The sequence below is a fragment of the Bosea sp. 685 genome (assembly GCF_031884435.1).
Taxonomy (GTDB): domain Bacteria; phylum Pseudomonadota; class Alphaproteobacteria; order Rhizobiales; family Beijerinckiaceae; genus Allobosea.
Genome location: NZ_CP134779.1, coordinates 5582423 through 5605753 on the forward strand (window position 1 = coordinate 5582423; position 23331 = coordinate 5605753).

Annotated in this window: 26 protein-coding genes, 1 tRNA gene and 1 pseudogene; 11 read left to right on the plus strand and 17 right to left on the minus strand. The window is 63.7% G+C overall.

Going from position 1 to position 23331, the window contains the following annotated elements; genetic code table 11:
- Positions 1-273 precede the first annotated feature (273 nt).
- Positions 274-2115: a glycosyltransferase family 2 protein gene (locus RMR04_RS27280; RefSeq protein ID WP_311911661.1), complete on the plus strand. Its 1842-nt coding sequence runs from the start codon at positions 274-276 to the stop codon at positions 2113-2115.
- 298 nt (positions 2116-2413) lie between these two features.
- Here RMR04_RS27280 and RMR04_RS27285 read toward each other — a convergent pair whose 3' ends face one another.
- Both RMR04_RS27285 and RMR04_RS27290 read right to left on the minus strand, forming a co-directional pair.
- Positions 2414-3169 carry an ABC transporter ATP-binding protein gene (locus tag RMR04_RS27285; protein ID WP_311911662.1) on the minus strand — a complete coding sequence of 252 codons (756 nt, stop codon included), beginning with the start codon at positions 3167-3169 and terminating at the stop codon, positions 2414-2416.
- 7 nt (positions 3170-3176) lie between these two features.
- Positions 3177-3965 (minus strand): ABC transporter permease, encoded by a 789-nt coding sequence (locus RMR04_RS27290; protein WP_311911663.1) that lies wholly within the window; start codon positions 3963-3965, stop codon positions 3177-3179.
- A gap of 202 nt (positions 3966-4167) precedes the next feature.
- Between RMR04_RS27290 and RMR04_RS27295 the strand changes: the two genes are divergently transcribed.
- Both RMR04_RS27295 and RMR04_RS27300 read left to right on the plus strand, forming a co-directional pair.
- Positions 4168-4725: a LemA family protein gene (locus tag RMR04_RS27295; RefSeq protein ID WP_069689593.1), complete on the plus strand. Its 558-nt coding sequence runs from the start codon at positions 4168-4170 to the stop codon at positions 4723-4725.
- Positions 4726-4762: 37 nt separating this feature from the next.
- On the plus strand, positions 4763-5821 hold the full coding sequence (locus tag RMR04_RS27300; RefSeq protein WP_311911664.1) for a M48 family metallopeptidase: 1059 nt from the start codon (positions 4763-4765) through the stop codon (positions 5819-5821).
- A 150-nt stretch (positions 5822-5971) separates the two neighbouring features.
- Here the strand turns inward: RMR04_RS27300 and RMR04_RS27305 are convergent, their stop codons facing one another.
- Both RMR04_RS27305 and RMR04_RS27310 read right to left on the minus strand, forming a co-directional pair.
- Complete coding sequence (locus RMR04_RS27305) at positions 5972-6976, minus strand: NHL repeat-containing protein (protein WP_311911665.1); 1005 nt, start codon at positions 6974-6976, stop codon at positions 5972-5974.
- A gap of 7 nt (positions 6977-6983) precedes the next feature.
- Positions 6984-7592: a 2-hydroxychromene-2-carboxylate isomerase gene (locus RMR04_RS27310; protein ID WP_311911666.1), complete on the minus strand. Its 609-nt coding sequence runs from the start codon at positions 7590-7592 to the stop codon at positions 6984-6986.
- A gap of 253 nt (positions 7593-7845) precedes the next feature.
- Between RMR04_RS27310 and RMR04_RS27315 the strand changes: the two genes are divergently transcribed.
- Positions 7846-9078, plus strand: a complete 1233-nt coding sequence (locus tag RMR04_RS27315; protein ID WP_311911667.1) for an argininosuccinate synthase — start codon at positions 7846-7848, stop codon at positions 9076-9078.
- Positions 9079-9167: 89 nt separating this feature from the next.
- Here RMR04_RS27315 and RMR04_RS27320 read toward each other — a convergent pair whose 3' ends face one another.
- Entirely contained in the window at positions 9168-9452 is a 285-nt protein-coding gene (locus RMR04_RS27320) for a GIY-YIG nuclease family protein (protein WP_311911668.1), read from the minus strand.
- Between the two features lie 158 nt (positions 9453-9610).
- On the opposite strand from RMR04_RS27320, the gene RMR04_RS27325 reads away from it, so the two are divergent.
- On the plus strand, positions 9611-9985 hold the full coding sequence (locus RMR04_RS27325) for a hypothetical protein (protein WP_311911669.1): 375 nt from the start codon (positions 9611-9613) through the stop codon (positions 9983-9985).
- Positions 9986-10105: 120 nt separating this feature from the next.
- Here the strand turns inward: RMR04_RS27325 and RMR04_RS27330 are convergent, their stop codons facing one another.
- From RMR04_RS27330 to RMR04_RS27365, 8 genes are all read right to left on the minus strand, one after another.
- Entirely contained in the window at positions 10106-10351 is a 246-nt protein-coding gene (locus RMR04_RS27330) for a DUF2188 domain-containing protein (RefSeq protein ID WP_069689588.1), read from the minus strand.
- Positions 10352-10418: 67 nt separating this feature from the next.
- Positions 10419-11252, minus strand: coding sequence for an enoyl-ACP reductase FabI (fabI, locus tag RMR04_RS27335; protein WP_311911670.1), 834 nt, complete (start codon positions 11250-11252; stop codon positions 10419-10421).
- Positions 11253-11268: 16 nt separating this feature from the next.
- Positions 11269-11679 (minus strand): type II toxin-antitoxin system VapC family toxin, encoded by a 411-nt coding sequence (locus RMR04_RS27340; RefSeq protein ID WP_311911671.1) that lies wholly within the window; start codon positions 11677-11679, stop codon positions 11269-11271.
- Complete coding sequence (locus RMR04_RS27345) at positions 11676-11918, minus strand: type II toxin-antitoxin system VapB family antitoxin (RefSeq protein ID WP_311911672.1); 243 nt, start codon at positions 11916-11918, stop codon at positions 11676-11678. The genes RMR04_RS27340 and RMR04_RS27345 overlap by 4 nt, the downstream gene beginning before the upstream one ends.
- Before the next feature lie 57 nt (positions 11919-11975).
- Positions 11976-12248 carry a DUF3303 domain-containing protein gene (locus RMR04_RS27350; RefSeq protein WP_311911673.1) on the minus strand — a complete coding sequence of 91 codons (273 nt, stop codon included), beginning with the start codon at positions 12246-12248 and terminating at the stop codon, positions 11976-11978.
- Positions 12249-12254: 6 nt separating this feature from the next.
- The gene (gene fabB, locus RMR04_RS27355; RefSeq protein WP_311911674.1) at positions 12255-13481 is read right to left on the minus strand and encodes a beta-ketoacyl-ACP synthase I; all 1227 of its coding nucleotides are present in this window, start codon (positions 13479-13481) and stop codon (positions 12255-12257) included.
- A gap of 188 nt (positions 13482-13669) precedes the next feature.
- Positions 13670-14185, minus strand: a complete 516-nt coding sequence (gene fabA / locus RMR04_RS27360) for a 3-hydroxyacyl-[acyl-carrier-protein] dehydratase FabA (protein WP_311911675.1) — start codon at positions 14183-14185, stop codon at positions 13670-13672.
- Positions 14186-14305: 120 nt separating this feature from the next.
- The gene (locus tag RMR04_RS27365; RefSeq protein ID WP_311911676.1) at positions 14306-14941 is read right to left on the minus strand and encodes a LysE family translocator; all 636 of its coding nucleotides are present in this window, start codon (positions 14939-14941) and stop codon (positions 14306-14308) included.
- Positions 14942-15187: 246 nt separating this feature from the next.
- Here RMR04_RS27365 and irrA point away from each other — a divergent pair, with 246 nt between their 5' ends.
- The gene (gene irrA / locus RMR04_RS27370; RefSeq protein WP_311911677.1) at positions 15188-15652 is read left to right on the plus strand and encodes an iron response transcriptional regulator IrrA; all 465 of its coding nucleotides are present in this window, start codon (positions 15188-15190) and stop codon (positions 15650-15652) included.
- A 162-nt stretch (positions 15653-15814) separates the two neighbouring features.
- On the opposite strand, the gene RMR04_RS27375 is transcribed toward irrA, so the two are convergent.
- Positions 15815-16297 (minus strand): SH3 domain-containing protein, encoded by a 483-nt coding sequence (locus RMR04_RS27375; protein ID WP_311911678.1) that lies wholly within the window; start codon positions 16295-16297, stop codon positions 15815-15817.
- A gap of 255 nt (positions 16298-16552) precedes the next feature.
- Here RMR04_RS27375 and RMR04_RS27380 point away from each other — a divergent pair, with 255 nt between their 5' ends.
- Positions 16553-17548 (plus strand): 2-hydroxyacid dehydrogenase, encoded by a 996-nt coding sequence (locus RMR04_RS27380; protein WP_103720596.1) that lies wholly within the window; start codon positions 16553-16555, stop codon positions 17546-17548.
- Between the two features lie 39 nt (positions 17549-17587).
- Here RMR04_RS27380 and RMR04_RS27385 read toward each other — a convergent pair whose 3' ends face one another.
- Positions 17588-18268 (minus strand): HAD family hydrolase, encoded by a 681-nt coding sequence (locus RMR04_RS27385; protein ID WP_311911679.1) that lies wholly within the window; start codon positions 18266-18268, stop codon positions 17588-17590.
- A 14-nt stretch (positions 18269-18282) separates the two neighbouring features.
- Positions 18283-19293 (minus strand): complex I NDUFA9 subunit family protein, encoded by a 1011-nt coding sequence (locus RMR04_RS27390; protein ID WP_311911680.1) that lies wholly within the window; start codon positions 19291-19293, stop codon positions 18283-18285.
- 14 nt (positions 19294-19307) lie between these two features.
- Between RMR04_RS27390 and RMR04_RS27395 the strand changes: the two genes are divergently transcribed.
- From RMR04_RS27395 to RMR04_RS27405, 3 genes are all read left to right on the plus strand, one after another.
- Complete coding sequence (locus tag RMR04_RS27395) at positions 19308-19592, plus strand: hypothetical protein (RefSeq protein WP_311911681.1); 285 nt, start codon at positions 19308-19310, stop codon at positions 19590-19592.
- Positions 19593-19675: 83 nt separating this feature from the next.
- Positions 19676-21829, plus strand: a complete 2154-nt coding sequence (locus RMR04_RS27400; protein ID WP_311911682.1) for a methyl-accepting chemotaxis protein — start codon at positions 19676-19678, stop codon at positions 21827-21829.
- Between the two features lie 112 nt (positions 21830-21941).
- A tRNA-Leu gene (locus RMR04_RS27405) sits at positions 21942-22028 on the plus strand.
- 318 nt (positions 22029-22346) lie between these two features.
- Here the strand turns inward: RMR04_RS27405 and RMR04_RS27410 are convergent.
- Entirely contained in the window at positions 22347-22997 is a 651-nt protein-coding gene (locus tag RMR04_RS27410) for a hypothetical protein (protein WP_311911683.1), read from the minus strand.
- A 105-nt stretch (positions 22998-23102) separates the two neighbouring features.
- Between RMR04_RS27410 and RMR04_RS27415 the strand changes: the two are divergent.
- Positions 23103-23306: pseudogene (locus tag RMR04_RS27415) on the plus strand (transposase); the annotation flags it as partial.
- Positions 23307-23331 lie beyond the last annotated feature (25 nt).

The window sequence follows — 23331 nt, forward strand, 5'->3', positions numbered from 1 at the left end:
GGCGACATAACCGCCGATCACACGGATAGCGAGGCGCCAGGAAAGTCGGGACTGCGGTTCCCGACAATACGCTGGAGCTTCGCGGCAGATGAGAGACCGAGCGAACATGCATTTCCTGCATGAACTGGATTGACCGCATTCTGACGAGGAAGGCAGTCATCGCAGCGGGCATGCTTGAACGGGTCGCTGTCTCACATTATTCGTTCTCAAATCGATATCATTCCCTCGGCGCAGAAAGCCGTAGAATTCAAGCGGCGGAGTAGACCAATCGTCATGCCGAGCATCACTGAGCCGCTCTGGCGCGCAGTTCGCCGTGCCGGGGGGCTCGGTGCGGCGCTACGGCGGGTGACCGACGTCCTTCGCAGCGAGGGTGCACGCGGTCTTCTCCGTCGCTTTCAGCGCACCGTCCGGCAGGAGGCACGCTACGAAGACTGGATCGCGCGGTTCGACGACCGGCCCGAAGATGATCGAGCCGCCATGGACGCTCTATTGCTAGCCCTAAGGGAGCGACCGCTTTTCTCCATCATCATGCCGGTGTTCGAGACTCCCGCCGCCTTACTCGAGGCCGCGGTATTGTCCGTGCGGAGCCAAATCTATCCGCACTGGGAATTGTGCATCTGCGACGATGGATCGTCGAGTCCTCGCATTGCGGCGTTCCTGGACAGCCTCAGCCGAGAAGAGCCACGCATCAAATGGACCCGTCTCACCCGGAACCAGAACATTTCTGCCGCTTCGAATGCGTCGCTCGCCCTCGCCACCGGCGATTGGATCATACCGCTCGACCACGATGACCTGCTCCGGCCGCATGCGCTGCTCGAAGTCGCGCTAGCGGCGGAGTCTAACCCGCATGCCCGCTTGATCTATTCGGACGAGGACAAGATCGACGCCTCCGGGACCAAGCGCTTCGATCCTCACTTCAAGCCCGACTGGTCCCCCGATCTACTCCGGTCGTTCAACTACATCAGTCACCTGGCTGCCCTAAAAAGTGAGGACGTGCTCAGGGTCGGCGGCTGGACACTCGGCCTGGAGGGCGCTCAGGACCACGATCTTTATCTCAAGGTGACCGAGACACTCGATCGCCGTCAGATCCTGCACATCCCGAAGATCCTGTACCACTGGCGCGTAGTGGAGAATTCCACCGCTGGAAGCGATGCAGCCAAGCCCTACGCTGTCGCGGCGATGGCAAGCGCTATCGCCAGCCATCTGGCCCGCACGGGGCGCGAAGGCGACGTAACCCTTCTCGATGACGCGCCTGTCGCCAGGATTCGTTATCGCCTGCCCGAGTCCGCGCCGCTCGCGACAATCATCATTCCCAATAAGAACATGCCGGCCCTCATCGGAGCCTGCGTCGCCTCGATCCGATCGAGGACGGCCTATCCCCGTTACGAGATTTTGATCGTGGACAATGGCTCGACAGACGAGGAGACGCTAAAACTCTATGATCGCTTCCGGCAGGAAGGGATTCTGATCGCGGATTATCCGGCAGAATTCAACTATTCCGCGATGAACAACCTCGGCATCAGGGAAGCGCGAGGCGATGTCCTTGTCTTCCTCAACAACGATACCAGCGTCATCGGAGAGGGCTGGCTGTCGGAACTCGTGACTCACGCGGCCCGCCCGGAAATCGGCTGCGTTGGCGCGAAGCTTTATTATGAGGACGACACGATCCAGCATGCTGGCGTCTTCGTCGGCGTTTGCGGCATCGCCTGCCACCCTTATCGCGGCTTCGAGAAAGGCGATTTCGGCTATTTCGGCCGCCTTCGCGTCGCACAGAACCTCAGCGCCGTGACCGCTGCATGTCTCGCTGTCAGGCGCTCGATCGCACTGGAGGTCGGCGGCTTCGATGAGAACTCGCTGAAGATCGCCCTCAACGACGTCGACTTCTGTCTCAAGGTGCACGCTGCCGGTTACTACAATGTCTGGACACCCTTCGCCGAGCTCCATCACTTCGAGAGTAAGTCGCGCGGCTACGAGATAGGGCCTGAGAAGCGTGCCCGGTTTCAGCGCGAAAGCGAGATATTAAAAGCGCGCTGGGATGGTTACGTCGCGCTCGATCCCTATTATTCGCCTCACCTGACCCGCACGAGCGAGGCGGTGACGATCCGGACCGAATAGGCATGGGCGACTAGCTGACTGACGTTGCCCCTGGAGCGGCTGGATCTGAATTCAACTCCGCAGGAAGCAAACCTCGCAGCGACGAGCCGCAGCATGATCGGGCTCGATCCATCTATGGGATGTCTCTGCTAACCAGAGGAAAGCTCCCTGCCTCGGTTACAAGCAGAAATACACAGCCCGCATTTTATCCCGAAATTTGGTCAGGGCAGTGCACAATGGGAGGTTAGTCTCGGCGAAAGAGCCTCCGCAAATTCCCTGCTATCGGGAATTTTGATCGGGGGTAATTTTACTCACCCCTTCAAACCGCGCCGTCCGCCGCATACGCCGCCAACACCTCGTCCGGCGGCCCGTCCATCATCAGCTTTCCGCCCTTCATCCAGAGCGTGCGGTTGCAGAACCGCCTGATCGAATTGTTGTCATGCGAGGCCAGGAACACGATGCTGGCCTTCTGGATCATGTTGTGCAGCCGCTGCTCAGCACGCTCTGCAAAGGCAGCATCGCCGACGCCGATCACTTCGTCGAGGATCAGGATATCGGGATGAACAGCTGTGCTGACAGCAAAGGCCAGCCGCAACATCATACCGCTGGAATAGGTCCGGATGGGCAGCGACAGGAAGTCGCCAAGCTGGCTGAATTCCTCAACATCGGGAACGATCGCCTGCGCTTGCTTGTAGTCGAGCCCGAGCATGATGCTGCGCATCTCGATATTCTCGTAGCCCGTTGCATCGGTATCCATGCCCATCGCAAGGTCGATCAGCGACGAGATGCGCCCCTCGATCGAAGCGATGCCCGAGGTCGGCGGGTAGACGCGGCTAAGCACCCGCAAAAGGGTCGTCTTGCCAGCACCATTGCCACCGATCAAGCCAATACGGTCGCCATCCCTGGCCTCGAAACTGACTTCGCTCAGTGCCTTAACGACCTGGATGCTGCTATCGCGATCATTCTGCAAGCCTCCGCCGACGGTGCGCCGGAGGATCTCACTCTTCAGGCCGCGGCCGCGTGAATTATAGATGGCGAGCTCGACGCTCGCCCCGTCCAGAACGATATGAGCCATGATGCCCTCAGAGCCAGTAGACGACGCGATGCGAGTATTTGCCCGCGAAAGCCAGGCTAAACAGCCACCCGCAAACCAGCAGGCCAAGCAGAATGAGATAGGAGGTTGTACTCGGCAAATTACCGAGGAGCGGCTCACGCATCACATCCAGCATGCTCGCGAAGGGATTCAGGATGAGCACTGGGTGGTCGATCCGTAGCTGGGACGGCTTGAAGACGACAGGCGAGACGAAGAACGCCACCTGAACGATGCTAGCGACGATCTGCGGTATGTCGCGGAATCGAGCCGACAGGATCGCAAGTACGTATCCGACCCAGGCCAGATTCGCGAGCACGAGCAGCAGACCGGGGATGAACAGGAGAATGTGCCAGTTGATTGGCGATCCACAAACCAGATACACCACCGGTAGTATGATCAGATTATGAGCAAAAACGAAGATATTCCGCGCGATTGTCCGAAGCAGATAGGTAAAACGCGGAAGCGCAACTTGGCGAATAATACTGTCGTTTTCTATGAAGCTTGAGCAACTTTCGGTGATCGTGGATGAAATCAGTCCCCATAGCACGAGGCCTGTGCCGAGATGCGGCAGGTAGGCGGACATGGAGGTGCCGAACAAGGATGCGTAGACCGCGCCCATGCCGAAGATCATTACCGCCATGCTAAGGGTGAGCCAGAGTTGGCCGATACGGGACCGTCGGTAGCGGCGGATCACATCGTTTTTGGCCAACATCCACCACATGCGCCAGGATTCGACGCCCCCTAGGACATCGGCAGCCCCTCGCACAACGAAACTCATTCTTACGATTCTCCGACGGCACAGAGCATGACTGCCCCTTATAGCGCGTCACACCATAGACCGATGCATCTTGGCAAAATTGCTGTCAGCTTTAGCATGGTTTGTGTCGCCACGTTGCTGAAGTCGATTGACGCCCCGTCTTCCCCAACGCCACCCTTCATGCAAGGTTGCGCGTCGGGTTTTGCCTGCAGGGGAGCGCGCCATGGGCTGGGTCATTCTGGGGCTGCTCGCAGCCGTCGTCGTCTACCTGATCATCACCTATAACGGCCTGGTCGCGATGCGGCAGCGCGTCGGCCAGGCTTTCGCCGATATCGATGTGCAGCTGAAGCAGCGGCACGACCTGATCCCGAACCTGATCGAGACGGTGAAGGGCTATGCCGCCCATGAGCGCGGCACGCTCGATGCCGTGATCGCGGCGCGCAATGCGGCCCAGGGCGCGACCGGCGTGCATGCCCAAGCTGCCGCCGAGCAGCAATTATCGGGCGCCGTCGGCCGGCTCCTGGCGCTGGGCGAGGCCTATCCCGATCTCAAGGCCAGCGCCAATTTCCAGCAGCTCCAGGTCGATCTCGGCAATGTCGAGGACAAGCTCGCAGCGGCGCGGCGCTTCTTCAACAATGCGGTCGGCGAGTTCAACGCTGCGATCCAGGCCTTTCCAGCCGTGCTGTTTGCCCCGCAAATGGGCTTCACGCCACGCGAGTTCTTCGATGTCGGCGAGGCGGCACGGACCCAGCTCGATGCGCCGCCGACCGTGAAGTTCTAGAAGCGGGGCACAGCAACCGGCAGACGAGGCGGCGGCGATGGTCGGCCAGGCCTTCGGGCTCTACACACATCAGCGCAACAACCGGATCCGCTCCGGCTTCCTGCTCGTGGGGCTGTTCCTGCTGGTTTACCTGACCTGCTGGGGCCTGATCCTGGTCGGCTACGGCTATGGCGGCGTGCCGCGCGGGCGCAGCGCCTTCAGCGAGGCGACGCGATTGTTCTGGTCGTGGTGGCCCTTCATCACGATAGGGACCGCAGCCTGGATCTTCATCGGCTTCCGCATCAATGTCGGGTTGATCGGCGCGGCGGCCGGCGCGACCGACGTATCGCGGGCGGACAACCCCAAACTCTACCGGATGCTGGAAAATCTCTGCATCTCGCGCGGCCTGACCATGCCGAAGCTCGCCATCGTCGAGAGCGAGGCGCTCAACGCCTTCGCCAGCGGCGTCAATGACAAGCAGTTCACCGTGACGGTGACGCGCGGCCTGCTCGACCAGCTCGACGATGCCGAGGTCGAAGCGGTGCTCGCCCATGAGCTGACCCATATCCGCAATGGCGACGTCAAGCTGATGGTGATCGCGGTGGTCATCGCCGGCGTGATCTCCTTCGTCGGCGAAATCATCTTCCGCAATCTCGGGCGCGTGCGGGTCTCCTCCGACGACGCCAAGAAGGGCAGTTTCGTCGCGATCCTGATCGGTTTCGCGGTGATCGCGGTCTCCTGGCTGCTCGCCGTGCTGATCCGGCTCTCTTTGTCGCGGGCGCGCGAATATCTGGCGGATGCCGGTGCGGTCGAATTGACCAAGAACCCCGATGCGATGATCTCGGCGCTGCTCAAGATCGCCGGCCGCGCCGATATCGACGGCGTGCCCTCGGGCGTGATGGATATGTGCTTCGAGAACGATCCCGACGATTTCGCCGATCTGTTCTCGACCCACCCTTCCATCACCAAGCGCGTGCAGGCGCTGGTGGAGACCGCCGGCGGACGTGTGCCATTGATGCCGCCGCAGCCGCCCAAGCTGGCGGACCGGCAGACCCTGCCGACCATGGTCGAGGAATCCGCCGCACGCGGTCCCTGGGCGCGGCCGCCGCAGGGCTAGAGCAGGATGCGAAAAAGTGTGAACCGGTTTTTCGCATTGATCCTGCTCTCACTCTTAGATGAGAGCGTTTTCGAGCGAAGTGGACACCGGTTCCCTCGCGACAGACGCGAAGCGTTTGCGCGGAGAAAACGCGTTAAAGCAAAGGGCTGATCAGCCCTGCGCGATCAATTTGCCCGGGTCGATCTCGAAGACCAGCGGATAGAAGGTCTCCCAGCGGCTCCAACGTTGCGAGCCCGCCTCGCTGACGGCCCAGAGCCTGCCGTCAGTGGCGCAGCCGAGATCCTCGATGCCGCCCGGAGCCGCATAGCTCGCCAGCACGGCGCCGCTGCGAGGATCGAGCCGGTGCAGAGCGCCTGCCCTGTTGCCGGCACTTTCCGAAATCCAGAGCCCGCCCGAGCGATCGAAGGTCGCGCCCTGGGCCAGGAGCGGCAGAGGCAGGCGCCGGCTGGCGTCTCCGGGGCCGATCGGGTCGCTGCCGCCGTCGAAGACGCGCGTCAGCGGGACGCCATAGAGTATGGCCTCGCCCTGGCGGCGAAACGGGCCGAACCAGAGTGCGTCACCCTCGCAAGCCAGGAAAGAGGGGCCCATCGTCTTGTCGACACGCCGCTCCCCGATGATCGCGGGACTGCCGCTCCGGAGCGAAGCCGGGAGATCGAGCGCCAGAAGCCGGCCGGAATTGGCGACGAAGAGCCTCGTGCCGCTGGACGCCAACCCGCCGGGATGGCCATAGGCTTCAGGCAGATCGAAACTGCCGGCAAGGCGGCCATCCCTGCGCGCCAGGCGAAACACCTTGGCGAGGCCATTGTCCTGCCTGGGGTCGATGCTGCGATAGGCCGCGACGAGGATGTCGTTCCCCGCCACGGTCAGGCCTTGCGGCACATAGCCCTCATTCAGGCCTGGCACCCAATAGCGCCTGCCGATGGCCTGCGCATTGGGAACGGCGCTCAGTGGACGCGGGTCGTAGCGTGGCGGCTCACCGGCGATGGCAAGACGATCCTGGGCGGGAGCGCGGCGGTCCTGGGCGGGAGCAAGGCGGTCCTGGGCGGAAGCGAGACTTGCGCAGAGCAGGCCCGCAGCCGCGCCCGAGACAAAGCTCCTGCGATCCGGCAAGCTCTTGCGATCCGGCAAGCTCTTGCGATCCGGCAAACCCGCCATGACGCGCTCAGCACCCGTCCTTGGCCCAGTCGAGCGCTTCCTCGAGCCGATCGTCACCCCAGAACAGCTCCCCATCCTCGGTGACGAAGGTCGGTGCCCCGAAGATGCCGATCGACTTGGCGTATTCGGTCTCGGCCTTGAGCCGGCCCTTGACGTCCTCGCTGCGGGAGGCGGGAAAGGCCACGCCTGGATCGGCGCCCGCCGCCTTGAGCGCCGCGTTGAGCACGGCCTCTTCGGCGATGTTCCGGCCCTCGCAGAACTGCGCCCGGAACAACGCCTTCGAGAAGGCTGGCATCCAGCCGGCTTCGCGACCGGCCAGCGCGAGACGGGCGGCTATCAGCGAATTCTGCGGGAAGGTCTCGGGCCGCACGAAGCTGAGCCCTTGCCGGCCGCCGCGACGCGCCATGTCGCGCCACATATAGCGCCCCTTATTGGGGAACAGATTGAACGGTGACGTCGTCCAGCCCTGCGCAGCGAAGATCGGCCCGAGCAGAAAGGGCCGCCAACGCAATGTCACGCCGGCCTCCTCCGCCAGAGCCTCTATCCGCAATGCACTCAGGCAGGAATAGGTCGATGCGAACTCGTACCAGAAGTCCAGAACAGGACGCTTCGACATTCAGCCTCCAAGTCGATGATCCAGGTTGAAATCGCGCGCCTGGAGCTTCGGCTTCCAGACATCCAACTGCAAGGGCAGCCGGTGCGGTCTGTCGCTCGCGATGGGCGTCATCAACACCGATCCATCACGGGAAGACGCGGGATCGATCAGAAGGTTCCGATTGCTTCGCCGCTTTGGCTGCGATAGTGCGCCATTGCGTTCAAAACGCGGCCCGACGGGACGCGGGAGCGCCGCAGCAACAGGAAGTTTTTCGATGTCCGATAAAAGCGTGAAGAAGGTCGTTCTCGCCTATTCCGGCGGCCTCGACACCTCGATCATCCTGAAATGGCTGCAGACCACCTATCAATGCGAGGTCGTGACCTTCACCGCCGATCTCGGCCAGGGCGAGGAACTGGGACCGGCGCGCGACAAGGCGCTGCTGCTCGGCATCAAGCCCGAGAACATCTTCATCGAGGATCTGCGCGAGGAATTCGTGCGCGACTACGTCTTCCCGATGTTCCGCGCCAACGCCGCCTATGAGGGCGTCTACCTGCTGGGAACCTCGATCGCGCGCCCGCTGATCGCCAAGAAGCTGATCGAGATCGCCGAGAAGCTCGATGCCGACGCCGTCTCCCATGGCGCGACCGGCAAAGGCAACGACCAGGTCCGCTTCGAATTGACCGCCTATGCGCTGAAGCCCGATGTCGTGGTGATCGCGCCCTGGCGCGAATGGGATCTGCGCTCGCGTGAGCAGCTCATCGCGTTTGCCGAGCAGCACCAGATCCCGATCGCCAAGAACAAGCGCGGCGAGGCGCCGTTCTCGGTCGACGCCAACCTGCTGCACGCCTCCTCGGAAGGCCGCGTGCTGGAGGACCCGGCGGTCGAAGTGCCCGATTATGTCTATTCCCGCACGATCTCGCCGGAGGACGCGCCGGACAAGCCGACCGTGATCTCGATCGAGTTTGAGAAGGGCGATGCAGTCGGCATCGACGGCGAGAAGCTCTCGCCCGCGACGCTGCTTGCCAAGCTCAACGATCTCGGCCGCGACAACGGCATCGGCCGGCTCGACCTGGTCGAGAACCGTTTCGTCGGCATGAAGTCGCGCGGCATGTATGAGACGCCCGGCGGCACGATCCTGGCCGTCGCGCATCGTTCGATCGAGTCGATCACGCTCGACCGCGGCGCGGCCCATCTCAAGGACCAGATCATGCCGCAATATGCGGAGCTGATCTATAACGGCTTCTGGTTCTCGCCGGAACGCGAGATGCTGCAGGCGCTGATCGACAAGAGCCAGGAATTCGTCGCCGGCTCGGTGCGCCTCAAGCTCTACAAGGGCGGCGTGCACGTGATCGGCCGCTCCAGCCCCTATTCGCTCTACGACCAGGATCTCGTCACCTTCGAGGAAGGCGCCGTCGCCTATGACCATCGCGATGCGGCCGGCTTCATCAAGCTGAACGCTCTGCGGCTGCGCACGTTGGGACAGCGCAAGAAGAAGCTGGGGCTTTGACGATCAGCTGAAGCGCGGTGTCATCCCGCACGCGCTGCGGCACGAAGTGCTGCTGCGCAGATGCGGGACCGCGCGACGCGTAAACTCCGTCAGCCCGCCAGATCATTCCAATCCGGATTGTCGCGCTCGATCAGCGCGACTTTCCATGCTCTCCGCCACTTCTTGATGACCTTCTCCCGCTCGATCCCCTGCGATGGATCATCGAAAGTCTCGACATAGACGAGGCGGTCGATGTTGTACTTCGCCGTGTGACTGGAGAATTGGTGGCTCTTGTGCTCAGCGACGCGACGTTCAAGATCATTGGTGAAGCCTACATAAAGCGGACCATCCATGCGGGTCGCGAGGATGTAGACGGCGTAGATGCGGGCGATCATGCGAACTCCGTCGCGGATGGCGAGGGAGTTTAATCCTGCTTGCGGTCCCGTGTCTGCGCAGCGGCACTGCGCGCCGCAGCGCGCACGGGATGACACTGCATATGTGAACCACCGCCCCGTTCGCGCGTTGAGCCAGCACCCCCACCCGAGTGCACCTCATGACGCGCCTGACTGCCCCTGCCCTGCTCATCGCGACACTTTTCGCCGCGCCGGTCTTCGCCCAGACAGCGCCAGTCGCCGGACCGACCTCGAACATACCGCCCGAGAAGCCAGCCTCGACCGAGATCGCCTCCTGCAAGACCACGGCTCTGCACACGATCTCGGCCAAGGATCCGGAGATCAAGGACATCTATATCGACGAGGACGGGGCGACGATCGCCACCGCCGAGACCAAGGTCGAGGACACGCCGATCACGCGCATCATCATGGGCGAGGCCTATCTGCGCACCGACCGCTCGGACAAACCGCGCCGCTTCCTCTGCCTGATCGGCGAGAAGGGCAAGGTGCTGCTGACCTTCTTCACAGCGCGGTAAGAGCCAGTTTGGAAACTCCAGCCCTCATCCGAAGGAGCCGCGCAGCGGCGTCTCAATGGATGGCGCTGAGAGGGTTTCCGAACAGCCTCCGAGGCCGGGACAAGGCCGCCGCGCCGGCAGCTATTTCTGGTCGATGACCCTGGTCAAGGGCCTGTCCTTGCCGTCGGCAAGCTCCTCGTGCCAGGCGCCGTCCTTGTCCTGATAGACGATGCCGTCGGTCGTGCCGGCCAGGGTCTGCCGCGCCGCCGCGCTCGTCGCGGCCTTGAGAGCGGCATCATGCGTGCGAAACGTCTCGGACAAGGCGTCGCCGACCTTGTAGGCCCAGCCGCCATCATGCTCGACAACTTCATATCTGACCGTGACCATCGCGCGTCTCCTGTTTCGACAAGTAAACTGCGGTCCGTCGTCCCTGTTCCTAAAGCGTCCTTGGTTCCTACTCGCCCGCGGCGCCATCGGCGGCGCGCAGGCCGTCCAGCACCGGCATCGAGGTGATGTTGTAGCCGGCATCGACATGGTGGATGTCGCCGGTCACACCACCGGAGAGATCCGAGAGGTAATATAGCGCCGAGCCGCCGATCTCCTCCAGCGAAACCGACTTGCGCAAGGGCGAGTTGGCGCGCTGCCAGGAATACATGGCGCGCGCATCCGAAATGCCGGCGCCAGCCAGCGTCCTCACCGGTCCGGGCGAGAGCGCGTTCACGCGGATGCCCTTGGGCCCGTAATCGGCCGCGAGATAGCGCATGCTGGCCTCCAGCGCCGCCTTGGCGACGCCCATGACATTGTAGTTCGGCATGACGCGTGTCGAGCCGCCATAGGTCAGCGTGATCATGCTGCCGCCCTTGGGCATGCGTTGCGCCGCGCGCTTGGCGACCTCGGTGAAGGAAAAGCAGGAGATCACCATGGTGCGCGAGAAATTCTCGCGGCTGGTGTCGGCATAAAGCCCCTTCAATTCGTTCTTGTCGGAGAAGCCGATGGCATGGACGACGAAGTCCAGCGTGTTGCGTTCCGGATCGCCGCCCCAGGCTTCGTCGAGCGCGGCGAAGGTCGCATCGACGGTCGCGATATCCTCGACATCGCAGGGCAGGACGAGCTCCGATCCGATGCTGTCCGCCAGCGGCTTGACCCGCTTGCCGAGCGCATCGCCCTGATAGGTGAAGGCCATCTGCGCGCCATGCGCGTGCAAGGTGCGCGCGATGCCCCAGGCGATCGAGTTCTGGTTGGCGACACCCATGACGAGGCCGCGCTTGTTGTGCATGAGGGGGAGCATGGGCACCGTTTGGCGTTTACTGGCTGGGAAGTGCGGAAGGCAGGTCAGTTTGATTGAAGTCGTTGCCCTTAAACAGAATCTGGGCATTTCGTAATGTCGCGCAGGCGTAACCGAAGCAATCGCCCATATTCAAAGAGGCCGGGTGGCGGCCTTTGCCGAAGCGATCGAAGGCTGTCAGTGCCATGTCGCCATGCGCCTCCTCAACAGGCTCGATCGTGATGGCCAGCCTGTCCAAGAGAAACCGCACTTCGATTTTGCTGACCGCAACAGGAGCCGCTCTCACACGGGCTATCGCCAGAACGGCTTCATAGATCGCGATCGGCGATGTGAATGCCGGCGGCCCGGCATCGAAGATCGCTGCGATTTTGTCCGCCTCTGGCTCATCGAGGATCAAGGCAACGATTGCAGAGGCGTCGACGTAAATCATTCGTCGCCTGAGAGCCAGTCGTAAAAGGCCTTGTCTGCCTTGAGCCCGGTTTTCGGGTAGGCCGCAATCCGCTCTTGAATGTCCTTGATGCGCTCGCGCACCGGGCGCGTGTCTCGATCGAGATCGGCCAAGTCCCGCTCGACGGCGCCGCGAATGGCTTCCGTCAGACTCAGCCCCTTGCGCGCCGCCAGCTGACGCACGGCACGATCCGTTTTCTCGTCCCGGATATGAAACGCCATCGAAAGAGCCTCGCGATCTAGACAGCCACCATAATCGTCTAGATGCTCTCTGTCACGCTACAGATGCTTCTTCACCGCCGCTGCGGTGTCCTTGGACGAGGCCAGCGGCACGATCTCGAAGCGGGCGAGATCGGCCCATTCCAGCACCCATTCCTGCAGCAGCGTGACGTCGTCGCATGCCATGATCTGGAAGCAGCGGGCGAAGTCAGCCGAAATCCAGCTATCGACATAGTTCAGGCCTTCGGGCGCCATGCGGCCGCGCTCGTGGAAGCGGGCATAGACCTCCTTCACCCGGGCCTGGTCGAAATGCTCGATCACCATGAAGAGCATGGGGCGTTACGCCTCCAGCCGCTTCATCACGATCGTGGCGTTGGTGCCGCCGAAGCCGAAGGAATTCGACAGCACGCAGCCGAGGCCTGCATTGTCGATGCGCTTGCGCACGATCGGCATGTCGGCGAAGGCGGGGTCGAGCTCCTCGATATGGGCGCTCTCGCAGATGAAGTCGTTGTTCAGCATCAAGAGCGAGTAGATCGCCTCCTGAACGCCGGTCGCGCCGAGCGAATGGCCGGTCAGCGACTTGGTCGCCGAGATCGGCGGGGCCTTCTCGCCGGCGCCGAAAACCTCGCGGATCGCCTCGATCTCCTTGGCGTCACCGACCGGGGTCGAGGTGCCGTGCGGGTTGATGTAGTCGACCTTCGCCTTGACGGTCTCCAGCGCCATCCTCATGCAGCGCACCGCGCCCTCACCGGACGGGGCAACCATGTCGTAGCCGTCCGAGGTCGCGCCATAGCCGACGATCTCGCCATAGATCTTGGCGCCGCGCGCCCTGGCGTGCTCCAGCTCCTCCAGCACAACGACGCCGGCGCCGCCGGCGATGACGAAACCGTCACGCTTGACGTCATAGGCGCGCGAGGCGCGCGACGGCGTCTCGTTGAAGTCCGACGACATCGCGCCCATCGCGTCGAAGAGCACGGACAAGGTCCAGTCGAGCTCCTCGCAGCCGCCGGCGAAGATGACGTCCTGCTTGCCCCACTGGATCAATTCATAGGCATTGCCGATGCAGTGATTGGAGGTCGCGCAGGCCGAGGAGATCGAATAATTCACGCCCTTGATCTTGAACCAGGTCGCGAGCGTGGCCGAGGCGGTCGAGGACATGCCCTTGGGCACGGCGAAGGGGCCGACCTTCTTGGAGGAGCCGCTCTCGCGCGCCTTGTCATAGGCGTCGATCAGCGCGCGCGTGGAGGGGCCGCCCGAGCCCATGATGATGCCGGTGCGCTCATGGCTGACCTCAGGCGTCTCGAGGCCCGAATCGAGGATCGCCTGCTCCATAGCGACCTGGTTCCAGGCCGAGCCGCCGCCATGGAAGCGCATGGCGCGCCGGTCGAGAACGGTCGCCGGGTCGAGCGTCGGCGCGCCGCCGACGCGGCTGCGGAAGCCGTGCTCGGCGAACTCGGGCATGAAGGAGATGCCCGATTTGGCCTCGTGCAGCGAGGACAGCACTTCCTGCGTATTGTTGCCGATGGACGAGACGATGCCCATCCCGGTGACCACAACGCGTCTCATGCTCGCTTCTCCAGCTCGATATCTCATGCGGCCGGCGCTCCAGGGCCCCGGCTCTTTCCTGTCGTCACCGCGCAAATGGACCGCGCGGCTGGCGCACGCAAGCCTGCGCGGCGCTTTTCCTGGAGCATCGGGCGGAAAAGTGGGAACCGGTTTTCCGCGCCGAAGATGCTCGCAACTTGAAAGGACGGTCACATCGCAGCTTCGGGCTTGAACAGGCCGACGCGCATGTCGCTGACCGTGTAGATCCGCTTGCCGTCAGCCTCCAGCCAGCCATCAGCGATGCCGAGCACGAGCTTCGATTTGAAGACGCGCTTGAACTCGACGCCATAGACCACCTGCTTGACGGATGGCAGCACCTGGTCGGCGAACTTGACCTCGCCGACGCCCAGCGCCCGGCCCCGGCCGGGCAGGCCGAGCCAACCCAGGAAGAAGCCGGTAAGCTGCCAGAGCGCATCCAGGCCAAGGCAGCCCGGCATCACCGGATCGCCCTTGAAATGGCAGTCGAAGAACCAGAGGTCGGGGCGCACATCGAGCTCGGCGCGCACCAGGCCCTTGCCGTTGGGGCCGCCGGTTTCGCTGATCTCGACGATGCGGTCGACCATCAGCATGGGCGGCAGCGGCAATTGCGCATTGCCGGGCCCGAACAGCTCCCCGCGACCGCAGGCGAGGATCTCCTCGTAGCTGAATGACGATTGCCGCTCCATTCTCGTTCCGCTCCGTTCCGTTCCGGCCGTCAAGGCCGGCGGTTCATCTGATCTCGCGCCGTGCCTAACACGGCGCTGCGCGGGAACGGAAGGGCGCAGGCGCGGCGATTCCGGCAAAGATCAGGGACGGCGCCAGCCTTCGAAGGCTGTGACGGCCGCCACCAGCATCAGCAGAATCCCGACCGCCCGGCCAATCAGGACCGTCGCATTGGGGCGTGCCGCGAGAGCCGTGCGCCCTCCACCGGCCACGACAGCCAGCGAACCATAGACCAGCGCCTGCGTCAGCGCGATGATCAGGCTCAAAATGGCTGCCTGGAGCCAGATCCGCCCAGCCTCGGGCTTCAGGAACTGCGGGAACACTGCGAGCATGAACAGATAGGCCTTTGGATTCAAAAGGTTGGTGAGCGCCCCTTGGCTGAAGATCGTCCAGGCCGTACGCTGCTCGGCAGGCTCGACCCTGCCCAGCGCGGCGCCGTTCCGGACCAGACAAAAGCCCAGCCAGGCAACATAGGCGGCGCCGAGCAGCAGCATGATGTTGAAAGCGGCCGGCACGAGTTGCAGCACGATGCCAACGCCGAGCACGCCGATGACGACGTGGCAGATTCCCGCTGCGATGACACCGCCTGTCGCGACGAATCCGCCGCGACGCCCCCCGGCCAGCGAATTCGCCAGCACGAACGCCATATCCATGCCCGGCACGATGACGATGCCGAGAACGAGCGAGAAAAACAGCCAGAGATAGCTCGTATCGGACATGGCGCCGCTCCTAAGAGCAGGATGCGAAAAAGTGGGAACCGGTTTTTCGCATTGATCCTGCTCTAACTCCTTGATGAGAGCCGGAGCATTGCGACGGCGTGCCTCACGAAGCTGTCAGGAGGCGCGCGCCATCCGGAAAACGGCCCGCAAGCTTGCGGGGCACGGGTTGAAGCCTTACATCAATTATAATCTATTCGTGACGCACCATCCGCGTCAGCCAACCCTATGAAGAGGCCCGCCCAAGGCATGACCGATCTGATTTCCCAGGACCAGGGCTACGGATCGAGCGCGCGACAAGGCTGCCCGTTCCATGATGTGCGCCAGCGTCTGCGCCGCGTGGGCTTGCGTCCGACCCGCCAGCGCGTCTCGCTGGGCTGGCTCCTGTTCGCCAAGGGCGACCGGCATGTCAGCGCCGAGATGCTCTATGAGGAGGCGATGAAGGCGCGTGTGCCGGTTTCGCTCGCCACCGTCTACAACACGCTGCACCAGTTCACCCAGGCCGGCCTGCTGCGCGAACTCGCGATCGACGGTGCCAAGACCTATTTCGACACCGACAACAGCGAGCACCACCATTTCGTGGTGGATGGCGAGAACACGGTGATCGACATCCCGGCCTCGGCGGTCGACGTCGCCGAATTGCCCGAGCCGCCCGCGGGTTACGAGATCGCCCGGGTCGATGTCGTGGTGCGCCTGCGCAAGATCGCCAACTGAGGCGGACGCTTCCGGCCTTCATTCGTCGGGGCTGAGCCCAGGACGTGGACGCCCGGATCAAGCCCAAGCATGACGGAGAGGGTTCCCCGCCCTCGTCTCGGCAAGAAAGGCGCCTCCAACGTCGTGGCGCTGTCGAGATTCGCGCGCCTGCGTCCGCGGCCGCTAGTCGATCTTCTCATTGGGGTAGACGCCCCAGAGCCGGTCCTGGCGGAGATAGCCCTCGACCTTGCCGATCCCGACACGGCACCAGGCATTGGCGCAGCTCGTGACATTGGTGATGACGCCTGACTGAAGCTGCGCCACCACGGCCGATTTCTCATCGGCGGAGGCACGCAAGGTGAAGGTCTCGTCCTTGGCCTTCGACCACGGCGCGACGAGCGCGGTGCGGCGGCCCGACAGCAGGCTGTGCAGGACCCAGCCCTCGGAGCCATCAGCGTCGCGCACGCGCCGCCAGGTTTCGAATTCGGCGACGATCTCGACCGGCAGGCCGGCGCGCTGATAGACCCAGCGCGTGCGATGTTCCTTGGAGGGACCTTCGCGCAGATTCACCCGGTCCGATTTCAGGCTGACATAGCGCGGCACCGGCAAACCCGTGACCGACCCAGCCTGCGTATCTTGGGCCAGCGCGACAGAGCCCCCGCTCATGGCCGCGAACATCGCAAGGCCAAGCCAAACACCGCGCACCGACAAACCCAGCATCCGTCCAATCTCCGTCCCACAACAAGACCTGCCCGCCGGACACATCCGGCGAAGGGCCATGTTGTCATCCGCCGCGCCGCCACTTAGACAACGAGGCAAGCACGCGCGGTCACGCCACCCCTCATTCCTGAAGCCCTGCGGTTAATGGCGGGTTGAGGCCAAAAGGCGGCGAAGCACTGGCGAGCGCCGGAGGAGGCGTCCATGACGAAGAAAAAACCGCTGGTCGTCGTGACACGCAAGCTCCCTGCCGTGGTCGAAACGCGCATGCGCGAGCTGTTCGACGCCCGTCTCAACATCGACGACACCCCGATGAGCCAGGCCGCACTGGTCGAGGCGGTCAAGACCGCCGATGTGCTGGTGCCGACCGTGACCGACCGGATCGATGCCGGAATCATCGCCCAGGCCGGCGACCAGCTCAGGCTGATCGCGAATTTCGGCAACGGCGTCGATAACATCGACGTGACCAGCGCGGTGCAGCGCGGCATCACCGTGACCAACACGCCTGGCGTGCTGACCGACGACACCGCCGATATGACGATCGCGCTGATTCTCGCCGTGGCCCGGCGCATCGCCGAGGGCGCGCGCGTCATCCCCGACGACGAATGGGCCGGCTGGTCGCCGACCTGGATGCTCGGCCGCCGCATCACCGGCAAACGGCTCGGCATCGTCGGCATGGGCCGCATCGGCCAGGCGGTCGCGCGTCGCGCCGCCGCCTTCGGCCTCTCGATCCATTATCACAACCGCCGCCGGCTCGACGCCCGCATCGAGGAGAAGCTCGACGCGACCTATTGGGATTCGCTCGACCAGATGCTGGCGCGGATGGACATCGTCTCGGTCAACTGCCCGCATACGCCGGCGACCTATCACCTGCTCTCGGCCCGCCGATTGAAGCTGATGAAGCCCGACGCGATCCTGGTGAACACGGCGCGCGGCGAGATCGTCGATGAGACCGCGCTCGCGCGCATGCTGGAGGCCGGAGAGCTCGCCGGGGCGGGGCTCGACGTCTTCGAGAGCGAGCCCGCGGTCAATCCGCGCCTGCTCAGGCTCGCCCGCCAGCACCGCATCGTGGTGCTGCCCCATATGGGCTCGGCCACGCATGAGGGCCGCGCCGATATGGGCGAGAAGGTCATCGTTAACATCAAGACCTTCATGGACGGGCACAAGCCGCCGGACCGCGTCCTGCCGAGCATGCTGTGAGATAGCAGAAGACCGGCGTCGCCCTCTGCGCGCGCCTTCTCAGGCCGCGGCCGGCGCGCCAAGGCCGGCCACAATATCGGGCCAGAGCCCGAAATCATCGATGACCTGCACGGCGCCCGCTTCGCTCAGGCGGGCCGCGCTGCGTTGCTTGTCGTGCGAGACGCCGGTGAAGCCGATGACGGTCATCCCGGCGGCCCGCGCCGCCAGCACGCCCGGCACGGAATCCTCGATCACGAGGCAATTGCGCGGCGCAACCCCCATCTGATCGCTCGCGAACAGGAAAACATCGGGATGGGGCTTGCCGCGGGCGACCTGCGAAGCCGAGAAGATATGAGGGTCGAACAGGTCGACGAGACCGGCAATGCCGAGGTTGCGCCGCAACGGGGCCAGGCTCGTCGACGACGCAACGCAGCGCAGGCCGCCGATCGCAGCCACCGCCTCGCGAACGCCCGGCAGGGCGCGCACCTCATTTTCGAGCCGCAGCGCGACGGCCTCCTCGATCCTCGTCTCGAAATCGGCCGGCAGCGCGCGGCCATGTGCGGCCTCGATGATCTTGACGCCGTCCGACCACGGAATGCCGACGATCTGGTCGACATAATGGTCGAGGGTCCATTGCGTCAGGCCGAGCGCATGGCAGGCAGCGAGGCTGACCTCGCCATAAAGTGTCTCGGTATCGATGAGCGTGCCATCGCAGTCATAGATGATCAGATCGAAGCCCATCGTCGCAACAAACCTCAGCCCGCGCGCGCCGCGTCGAACTGACCGGTCTTGCGGAAGCGCCAGAGATAGGACGGCACCACGGCCTCGACCGAACTCGGCGCAATGCCGAGCCCGGCGAAATCGCGCCCCTCCGCCTTCGCCGCGTGGGAGACGACATTGTCGCTCTCCAGCAGCGTGACCTGATCACGGGTCAGCTTCAGTTCGTTCGGCAAGAGCCCGAGCGTCAGCATGTCGACGATCTCGATGAGGCGCGCCTGCAGCCGCGCCAGCGGGAATGGCAGCGAGACCAGCAGGCGCTTGCGGCCGGTGACCTCGCAGATATAGGCGACGAGCTCCCTGAAGCTCTTCACCTCGGGGCCACCCAATTCGTAGATGCGCCCGCCAGCGACCGCACCATCGACGGCCCGGGCGATCGCTTCCGCAACATCGCCGACGAAGGCCGGCTGGAATTTCGTCTCGCCACCGCCGACCAGCGGCAGCACGGGCAGCATCCGGGCGAGCGCGGCGAAGCGGTTGAAGAAACCATCCTCGGGTCCGAACATGATCGAAGGCCGCAGCACGACCGCGCCAGGCACGAGTGCAAGGAGCGCAGCCTCGCCCTCGGCCTTGCTGCGGCCATAGCTCGACTTCGAATCCTTGCTGGCGCCGATCGCCGAAATCTGGACCAGCCGCGGGACGCCCAGCGCCGCGCAAGCCTGGGCGATAGCGCGTGCACCATTGGCATGGACACCGGCAAAGCTCTGGCGGCCGCTCTCCTGCAGGATGCCGACCAGGTTGACGACGGCGTCCGCCCCCTTGATCGCGGCCGCGACAGAATCGGGATAGCGCAGATTGGCCTGCACCGCGTGGATCTGGCCGACGGTGCCGAGCGGCTGCAGGAAGCCGGCGAGATCGGGCCGGCGCACCGCGACGCGCACGCGGTAGCCGCGCTTGACGAGGGCGCGCACGACATGGCGCCCGACGAAACCCGAACCACCGAAGACCGTGACGAGCTGCTGGCTCGGAGGGGACAGATCGTTCGCCATGCTCGTCATGCCTCATGCGCGTTGGTTGGAACGCTCCTAAAGCATTTCGCCCCGATCTGGAAAGGCGGTTTGGGACGCAGCCTGCAGGAATCGAGCATGACAAGGGAATCGAGCGCGACAAGGGCACGGAGCGCGACAAGGGCCCGGACGAACTCTGCGAAGGCAACGGCCGGAGCTTGAAACATCCTTGCAGCGCCCGGGCCGGCTCGCTCGAACCGTCCTCACGAAATCGCTGCCCTGTCGAGGGCAGGCAGCGCCTTGAAAATGGGCAGCTTTCCGGCTTTTTTGTTCCTCTTTGAGGGCAAGATTAACTCGGCCTTCAATCACCCCCCGCTAAAACACACGAAATTTGTCGATATTGCGCGATTGGCCAGGGGATAAGATGAAATCAATTCGGGTCAAAATTCTCGGTCTGATCGGCATTGTCGCCTTCGGCGCCATCATCGCACTGGCCAGCGCTCTCGTGGCGATTTCCAGCCTCGAGACGATGAATCTGCGCGTCTCTCGCCAGAATGACACGATGCTGGCGACGGAGCGGCTCAATGTCGCAATCAACCAGCTCAGTGAGGATTCCCGGCTGGCCTATATGTCGCGCAACCCCCATGAGGCGAAGCTCGCCGCCACGGCCATGGAGAAGGGGTTGGGCAAGGTCGACGACCGGCTCAAGATTCTCCTGAAGACCATTCCCGGGACTGAGCAATCGCGGACTGAAAAGATCAGCAAGCTGATCGAGGAATTCGTCGCCAACCGGGTCGAGACGATCCGCCTGGTTCAGGAGGTGTCGGGGCGAGCCGCCGACGCCTGGGGCAATGGCGACGCCAGCCGGCGCAATCGCGCTGCCCTGATGGAGGAATTGGCCACGTTCAGCCAGGCCAATGAGGAAACCAGCGACGCCATCGAGGCCGAGACAGCGGCCTTCGCCTCGAAGCTGCGCATCATCTTGCCTGTCGCCCTGCTTCTACTGCTGGGCGCCTCGATTGCCGGCGCCCTGGCGTTTTCGCGGCGCGCCATCATCAAGCCGCTGATCGATCTCAGCGGGGTGATGCAGCGCCTGACCGCCGGCGACACCAAGGTCGATGTGCCCCATGTCGCACGCCAGGACGAGGTCGGCGCCATGGCGCGCGCCGTCTCGGTGCTGCGCGAAAGTACGGAGAAGGTCGCGGCGTTTCAGGAGCAGGAGCGCGAATCGGCCGCGGCACGGTTGCGGGCGGCGGAATCGATGGCTTCCGTCGTCTCTGATGTCGGCGAGGTTGTCGCGGCTGCGGCGTCGGGCGATTTCTCGGCGCGGCTCGAGATCGAGCATGCCGATGCGCAGATGCAGAAGCTGGTGGCGGGGATCAACGAGATCAATGCGGTGGTTGATTCAGCCACATCCGAATTCGCGGCCGCCCTGCAGGCAGTTGCGGGCGGCGACCTGACCGCCCGGATCGAGACCGCCTATCGCGGCAAGTTCGCCGAGCTCAAGGGCGCGATCAACGAGACGGTCGACCGCCTGTCCTCGACGGTGCGCACGATCCAGACGACCTCGGCGGATGTGGGCTTGGCCGCACGCGAGATCACCATGGGCGCCGATGATCTCTCGAAGCGCACGGAAGAACAGGCGAGCTCGCTGGAGGAAACCGCGGCCACGACCGAGGAGCTCGCAGCCTCGGTGAAAGCCTCGGCCCAGGCCTCGAAGCAGGCAGCCGCGATCGCGACCGAGGCGATGCAGGCGGCCCAAAGCGGCGGCACGATCGCAACTGAAGCCGTGGCTGCAATGGCGCGCATCGAGAGCGCCTCGCAGAAGATCTCCGACATCATCCGGGTGATCGACGACATCGCCTTCCAGACCAATCTGCTGGCGCTGAACGCGGCGGTGGAAGCGGCACGCGCCGGCGATGCCGGCAAGGGCTTTGCTGTCGTGGCCTCGGAAGTGCGCACATTGGCGCAGCGCTCGGGCGCCGCTGCCAAGGACATCTCCGGCCTGATCTCGTCTTCGAACCAGGAGGTCGGCGAGGGCGTCAAGCTGGTGCGCCAGGCCGGCGACGCCCTGACCCAGATCCTGGCCGCCTCGCAAAAGGTCGCGGCCACCATCGCCGAGATCTCGGCGGCGTCTGGCGAGCAGGCCAACGGCATCGACGAGATGAGCCAGGCTGTCGCCCATCTCGACGAGATGACGCAGGCCAATGCCGCACTGGCCGAACAGAGCGCGGCGTCGGCCGGTTCGCTCTCGGGCCGCATCGTCCAGCTCAACGACCTCGTCGCCGCCTTCAGGACGGGGCCTGAGGGCGCAGCTGCCTCATCGGCCAGCTACGCCCCGGCTTCGGTGAGGGCTGAGCCCCCAGCGTCGCGCCAGGCCACCAGGACAAGCCCTGGCACGGCCTCGGAGCCGGAGCGCCTGCGCAAGCTCGCCGAGGCTGCCTTTGGGCAGACCAGGGCGGCGACGCCGGAGAAACCCACCCAGGCCAGGCCCGTTCCCGCCCCGGCGCGCGCCTCCGCACCAGCCAAACGTGCCGTCAACGGCCGCGCCAATGACGCCGGGTGGGAGGAGTTCTGAGCGGCGAAACCGCGCCCTCAGGCCCCGCCCAAATTCTTCCGTCAACGAAACGACATGAATGTCGATCTATGCGTTGACAGGACCATCCGGCCCCCGTAAACGAACCGCCGTTGCCCAGGTGGCGGAATTGGTAGACGCACCAGCTTCAGGTGCTGGCGCTCGCAAGGGCGTGGAGGTTCGAGTCCTCTCCTGGGCACCACTCAGCTACCAGAGTGGTGGTTTGTCAGCGCCTTAGCTGATATCAATGGCTTGTGGACGCCCGAGTGATACAAACGGGTGATCCACATGGTCCTGAGTATGACGCGGCCATACAAGCTTCCCAAGACGGGCGTCTACTGGTTCCGCAAGGCCGTACCGAGCGGCGCTGGCCGCGATGCGTTTCAGCCATTGGCACGATCGCAGGCGGCTCGACAGGCCGGTTGGTAGACGGCAGGCTCGCTGCTTCGTCCGCGTCGATCGCATTCTCCGGCGAAGCATGATCACCGACCTTCGGACGCTACCGTGTCTTGATGACGCGCTATGCCGCTGAGCGACCCTCAGTGACACCCACCGCTTTGCGCCGCCAAACCCGAGGAAGAACGAACATCCAGAGGATAGCGAGGGCCGTCCAGACGAAGGGCTGAGCCCGCCCTCTCGCCGCTTCCTCCAGCGCCATCTGTACGCGGAAACCGTCCTTCAGCGACAACTGCAGAGTGTCCTTCCCCATACTTTGGAGACACGTGTCGTCAGTGGTCTTCTTGGGTGTGCGTATCCCTACGATCCGAGCCGAAGCGCGGCTGATCGTGTAGGTGTAACTGACACACTGAGCAGAGGTGGTGAAGATGATCGTGTCGTTCGTCCACCTCGCAACTTCGTAGTAGTCCATATCCACGGTCAGAGTGCCTCCGAAGGACACTTCAGCGGTCGCCGATCGGCACGCGCTCTCCGCGCGAAAGCACCTCAACTCTGTGTACTGGAGGGGAAATGCCTGTTTTTCATTCTCGATTACCCAGGTTCCAGAAGCTGAAACCAGTCCGGCATCCCAGGAGTTGTCGGACACCTTGCCGCCCATTCGGATGTTCACCGGCACCTGAGTGCCGACATAGACAAACATCGTAGAAAAGACAGCTACAGTCCCCGCGAAACCCACGAGTAACCAGCCAAAAACCCTTGGAAGAACCCTGAACATTCGATCCCCCGCTCATGACGGGAGAGACGCTACCACGAATGTTTGAGTTCCATAGGTCAGCAGCGCGTCGTCCCACTATGCCCTGGCCCAGATCTACCGCAAGACAGTGTCGAGATCGTGCGGCGGAGCGACCTGGCCAAGTTCGTGGTCCTGCCCAAACGATGGATCGTCGAACGCACCATCGCCTGGTTGAACCGCTGCCGACGCCTGAGCAAGGATTGGGAGTGCCTCAACCAGAACGCGCTGGCATTCCTCCGTTGGGCATCAGTTCGCCAGATGCTGCGAAGACTTTGCAAAGAACCGAAATGATCTGGGACCGACACTTAGACATCGC